Annotated in this window: 3 protein-coding genes and 1 pseudogene; all 4 read left to right on the top strand. The window is 61.7% G+C overall.

From position 1 onward, the window contains the following. A pseudogene (locus tag G454_RS0116465) lies at positions 1-1092 on the top strand (IS200/IS605 family element transposase accessory protein TnpB); the annotation flags it as partial. A gap of 855 nt (positions 1093-1947) precedes the next feature. Continuing rightward, positions 1948-4806, top strand: coding sequence for a phosphoribosylformylglycinamidine synthase subunit PurL (gene purL, locus G454_RS0116460; protein WP_027719433.1), 2859 nt, complete (start codon positions 1948-1950; stop codon positions 4804-4806). Continuing rightward, entirely contained in the window at positions 4803-5591 is a 789-nt protein-coding gene (gene purQ, locus G454_RS0116455; protein ID WP_027719432.1) for a phosphoribosylformylglycinamidine synthase I, read from the top strand. The genes purL and purQ overlap by 4 nt, the downstream gene beginning before the upstream one ends. Positions 5592-5619: 28 nt before the next feature. Beyond that, positions 5620-6084: an N-acetyltransferase gene (locus tag G454_RS0116450; protein ID WP_027719431.1), complete on the top strand. Its 465-nt coding sequence runs from the start codon at positions 5620-5622 to the stop codon at positions 6082-6084.

Here is a 6084-nt window from a genome sequence, read left to right as displayed (position 1 = left end):
AGGAACCGCCTCTACTCTCGTGGGGATGAAGAAAAGGGCGGCAACCCAAACATGAAGGTGTTCTACCGGGACGGGGAGTTCCGTCTGGCGGTAACTATCTCACACCTTTCGGAGCGGGTAGGTGTGGATACCCTTGGCCGCCCGAAAATGACGAAAGCTCCGCGGGTGGAAGGCAAGCTCATGATCCCGGAGAAATACCGGGATTTGGTGCGGATATGGCTGGCCGTGGGGCTACCCTACACGGTGGAGTTAATCCGCACTCCGGAGGGTCGCTATCTGGTTCATCTGACGTTTGATTTGGGTGGGGCGCCGGAGCCTGACTTTGCGGAGGGCTGCCTTGCTTTGGACACGAACCCCGACGGTGTGGCTTTGTGCAATGTCGGTGCCAGTGGCCAGCCGGAGTCCTGGCCGGAAGGTTTCAGCATTCCCTATCCGGGCAACCTGGGGAAGTACGAAGGGGAGTTTCAAGTCATCACCTATCCTAATGGCTTTCTCTACATCAGGATACCCGACCTGGCTTATGCTTCAGGTTTTCGGCGGGCCTACTTGATAGGCGTCCTGGCTAAGGTAGTGGTCGATTTGGCTCTTTTCCTGGGCAAGCCCATCGTCCTAGAGAACTTGGACTTCGGCAAGGATCGGTTAGACACGAACAGGGAGTTCAACCGCATGGCCGCAAACTTTCCTTTTGCGAAGATGGTGGAGGCAATATGCCGGAGGGCAGCCAAAGAGGGGGTGTCCTTTAGACTCGTACCTGCCCGGCACACCTCCACCATCGGGTATTGGAAGTACATGAAGCGTTACGCGGTTCCGGTGCACTGCGCGGCGGCGCTGGTCACAGGCCGCCGGGCGATGGGTTTCAGGGAACGGGTGACCAAAGAGCTCAGGCAACTGGTAGCCCGAATTAAGCAGCACCTGGCCCAAAAGGTCATTCCTGATATGCCGAGGGAAGGAGAAGGGATGACCCGCAGGGTCGGGGCCATGAGGCGGCTGGAGCGGAAGATGGCGGTACACAACGGGCCCACTTTGGGGCAGCAGGAGGCGTTTTACTCCGTCTGGCACGACTTCAGGGAACTGGCCCTGGCGCTGCGGTGACCCCGTTTAGCCGGTGTCGGACAAACCGGTAGGCGGTCCTAACAGGACGCGGGAGGCGGGGTTAACCCTCCGCCGGGAGGTGAACACAATCTGGGGGGGAAGCTTTTGCTCCCACGCTGTTAAGCGGTCCGTGCCGGTTGTGGTCTTCCGGTGCAGCACTCCCGTCCGGGTGGGACTCCCGGGCCTAGGTCCCCTCGACGGAGAATTTTGCCCCGCAAAGCTTGCCGGAATGAGGAAAGCATGCTCAGGCAAAATTCTCCGTCGTCGCCCTGCCCCTCGGAGGGCAAATCAAGTATCCGGAAAGGAGGCGAATACCTGGCCTGGGGGCCGGCTCGACTGAGATTTCAAAATGGTCGGGTTTTATGAACCAGGTTTCTTCTCTGGAGCTGGTGACATCCTCCCCCCAATAAATTGGGGGGAGGATGTCACTAACCTGTTCCTTGGTAGGTTCGAGATGGCTTGAGCTTTGAGGGTCGAGGTGCCCGCAGGAGGGGCTTTTGTGAGGGGTACTGTTAATATCCCCTGGTGGTTAACAAGCGAGGTTGCGTAGTCGGTCCTGTAGCAGAACACGTAGTCAAAAGGCCTTCACCCCGTCTGTCGGCAATTCAGAACCTCACCGGCATCACGCTCCCTACGTTGGGTATAATGGACCAGAGCGCCTCAAAGCTTGCGTTTGGGCGATGAGGTCTCATAAGGGAAATTTTCTTGTGAGGGCACCTACTGGATCTTGACACGGACGCGCCAAACGGTAGCTCTTGTCTTTTCACCCGCCGTATATTACAATCTTCTTGGGAGTTGCGCTCCCGGCGGTTAGCCGCCGGGAACTTTCTTTTTGCTGCCTGGGGGTGCAGAGAAATGGCCGTCTGGGAAGTGAGGGTAGCCAACCTCCCCTCTTTGCCCGACCCGGTGGGGGAGGGGGTGCTCTACGAAATCCGCCATGCCCTGGGGATAAAGAGCATCACCAGGGTGCGCACGGCCAAGGTCTACCGCTTTGAAGGGATTGACGGGCATGCCGTGCGCTTGCTGGCCGAAAAGCTGCTGGCCGAAAAGGTGTTCCAGATTTATACCATAAACGAGCCCGTCATTACCGATGCCGCGGCAGTGGTGGAAGTGGCCTATAAGCCGGGGGTTATGAACCCCGAAGCCGCTTCCCTCATGAAAGCGGCGCGCGACCTGGGCATCGGGGACCTGCTGGCCGCCGACTCCAGCCGGGAGTACGGGTTTTACGGCACCGAGATAGCACCGGAAGAGCTGGAAGTGGTTCTAAAGCGCCTCCTGGTAAATGAAACCATCGAGCAGGTGATTACTGAAAAACCCTCTACCTTGAGGATCAGCGGCCAGCCGGGAAAAACGGAGGTCATCCCCCTGCGGGAGATGGACGATGACCAGCTCATGGAATTAAGCAAAGACCGCCTCTTTTTAAGCCTTGAAGAAATGAAGGCCATCCAGCAGTATTTCCGGGCTGCCGGAAGGGACCCCACCGACTGCGAAGTGGAAACCCTCGCCCAGACCTGGTCCGAGCACTGCAAGCACAAAACGTTTAAGTCACCGCTCATCGTAAACGGGAAAGAGAAGGAGCCCCTGTTAAAGCGCCTGCAGGAAGCCACGGCGGCCACCCGCCACCCCTTGGTCCTCTCCGCCTTTGTGGACAATTCCGGGGTGATGGAGTTTTACGACGGGTGGGCCATTTGCGGAAAGGTGGAAACACACAACTCGCCCTCGGCCATCGAGCCTTACGGCGGAGCCATGACGGGCAGCGGCGGGGTCTTCCGCGATATCATGGGCACGGGCCAGGGAGCGCGCGTCATTGCCTCCACGGATATGTTCTGCTTTGCCCCCCCGGAGACACCGCGGGAGGAAATTCCCCCGGGCTGCCTCCACCCTCACTACCTGCTGCGGCGGGTGGTGGCCGGGGTGAGGGACTACGGCAACCGCATGGGCATCCCCACCAACAACGGTTCCGTGCACTTCCATATTGATTTCCGCGCCAAGCCCTCGGTAATCGTCGGCGCCTACGGGATCCTGCCGGCGGCGCGCTGCCAAAAGGGCCAGCCCGTGCCCGGAGATCTGGCCGTGGTAATCGGCGGCAGGACGGGGCGCGACGGTATACACGGGGCCACCTTCTCCAGCGGGGAAATGACCCACCGCACCATCGAGGTGAACGCTACGGCGGTGCAGATCGGCCACCCCATTGAGGAAAAGCGCGTGGCCGACGTAATCCTGGCCGCCGGCGAGGAAGGCCTGATCAGGGCCATCACCGACTGCGGAGCCGGGGGCTTTGCCTCCGCCCTGGGCGAAATGGGCGAAAAGACGGGAGTAAGGGTCTGGCTGGAAAGGGCCCCCTTGAAATACCAGGGCCTGAAGCCGTGGGAGATATGGCTTTCGGAGAGCCAGGAGCGCATGGTCATTGCCGTGGCCCCGGAAAACCTGCCCAGGCTTTTAGAGATCTGCCGCCGCTATAACGTGGAGGCCACCGTACTGGCGGAATTTACCTCCGACCGGCGGCTGGTGGTTACTTACGAAGGCGAGGTCGTCTGCGACCTGGACATGGAGTTTCTCCATCACGGGCTGCCCCGGCGCACCCTGGTCGCCCGCTGGGAGGAGCCTCCCCTTGAGGACCCCGAGGTGCCCCTGCCGCAGGACTGGGAGGAAGTCTACTGCCGGGTGATGGGCCACCTCAACGTCTGCTCCAAGGAGCCCATCGTGCGCATGTACGACCACGGCGTGCAGGGCTCCTGCTGCCTCCCTCCCTACGGCGGCACCGGCGGCGACGGGCCCAACGACGCCGTGGTTCTCACCCCGCTCCTGGGCTCCCCGGCGGCGGTGGTCATTGCTCACGGCCTAAACCCAATCCTCAACCGCATCGACCCTTACTACGGCGGGCTCTGGGCCATCGCGGAGGCCGTGTCCAACGCCGTAGCCGCAGGGGCCAACCCGGCAGAGTTGGCCCTCATTGACAACTTCATCTGGCCCTTTCCCGACGAAGAAGCGCTGGGGGCCCTGGACCGGGCCATGGACGCCTGCGTGGACTTTGTGCGGGCCACCGGGATGCCTTTCATCTCCGGGAAGGACAGCCTCTCTAGCACCTACCGCGGGCCGGGCGGGGAGGTCATTAAAATCCCCCCCGTGCTGTGCATCTCCGCCTTCGGGCGCCTGCCCGACGCCCGCCAAACCGTCTCGGCAGATTTCAAGGGAGAGGGAAACTCCATCGTGCTGGTGGGTTACCGCCGCGTGGAGGAAATGGCCGGCTCGGCATACTACGACCTCCTGGGGCACCTCGGTAGGAACCTGCCGCGCGTGGAGCCGGCCAAATTAAAGGCGGTGTGGGAGGTGGTGCACCGCGCCATCAAAAGCGGCAAAGTGCTGGCCTGCCACGACATCAGCGAGGGGGGCCTGGCCGCCGCCCTGGCGGAAATGTGCTTTGGAGGCAACACAGGTGCCCGCATTGCCGTGCCCGGGGAAGTACGGGCGGATTACTACCTCTTTAACGAAACGCCGGGCTGCTTCCTGGTGGAACTCTCCCCCGAGACAGATCCGGAAGCGCTTTTCGGGGACGTGCCCTACAGGGTCATCGGGCAGACCACAGGCAACCGCCGGATAACCGTAGAGCAGGGCGGGAAAAGGCTCTTTAGCCTCCCCCTGGACAGACTGAAGGCGGCCTGGCAGGAGCCCATGGCCCGGGTCTTTGGCAGCGTGGAGGTGGGGGAAAGGTGAGGCCGCGGGTGTGCGTGCTGTATGCCGACGGAACCAACTGCGACCGCGAAACTTACTACGCCTTTGAAAAGGCAGGCGGTGCTCCGGAGCTGGTGCACGTCAACCAACTGCGCAGCGGCGAGAGAAAGCTGGCCGACTATCAAATCCTGGTCATCCCCGGGGGTTTTTCCTACGGCGACGACGTGCTGGCGGGGAAAGTACTGGCCGTAGAACTGACCTCCTTCCTGGCGGACCAGCTGCAGGCCTTTGTGGAAGCCGGCAAGCCGGTGCTGGGCATCTGCAACGGCTTCCAGGTGCTGGTACGCACCGGCCTCCTGCCCGACGCCCGCATGGGGGAGATAAAGGTTACGCTGATGACCAACGACAGCGGGCGCTTTGAGTGCCGCTGGGTTTATCTGCGGGTGGAGGAAAGCCGCTGCATCTTTACCCGGGGGCTGGCCGGGCAGCTCCTTTACCTGCAGGCCGCCCACGGGGAAGGCAAGTTTTACACCTCGCCCCGGGTGCTGGAGGCCATCGAGGCGGGGAACCAGGTGGTCTTCCGCTACGCCACTCCTTCCGGCGAGCCCACCGGCGCCTACCCCTATAACCCCAACGGCTCGCTGGGCGCCATTGCCGGTATTTGCGACCCCAGCGGGCGCATCTTGGGACTGATGCCCCACCCGGAGCGCTTCGTGGAAGTGACCCAGCACCCAAACTGGCGTCGCCCGGAGGTTAAAAGCCTTTTAAAGGAACCCCACGGCCTGGCCATTTTCCGCAACGCCGTTGCCTACGCCCGGGAAATGTAAAACACCGCAAAGGGGAAAAAACCGCTACATGAAAATCCGCAAGGCGAAAATTGCCGACGTGGAGGCTATCTACAAGTTAATCAACCACTACGCCAAGCAGGGGCTGATGCTGCCGCGCCCCCGCGCCGTGCTGTACGAGGCGCTGCGCGAGTTTACCGTAGCCGAGGAGGAAGGCCAGGTGGTGGGGGCCGGCTCCCTGCACATCATCTGGAGCGACCTGGCGGAAATCCGCGCCCTGGCCGTGGACCCCCGCTTCACCCGGCGGGGTATCGGCCGGCACCTGGTGGAGGCCTTCCTGGCCGAGGCACGCGAGCTTGGCCTGGCCAGGGTTTTTGCCCTCACCTACCAGGTGGAGTTCTTTCTCAAGTGCGGCTTTAAGCTCATCCCCAAGGAAAAGCTGCCCCAGAAGGTGTGGAAGGAGTGCATCAACTGCCCCGAGTTTCCCAACTGCAAGGAGGAAGCGGTAATCATTTACCTGCCACAGGGAGGGTAA

Source organism: Desulfovirgula thermocuniculi DSM 16036 (assembly GCF_000429345.1).
Classification (GTDB): Bacteria; Bacillota; Desulfotomaculia; order Desulfotomaculales; family Desulfovirgulaceae; genus Desulfovirgula; species Desulfovirgula thermocuniculi.
The sequence above is the reverse complement of the archived record's forward strand: the minus strand, read 5'-3'. Positions and strand labels throughout refer to the sequence as shown.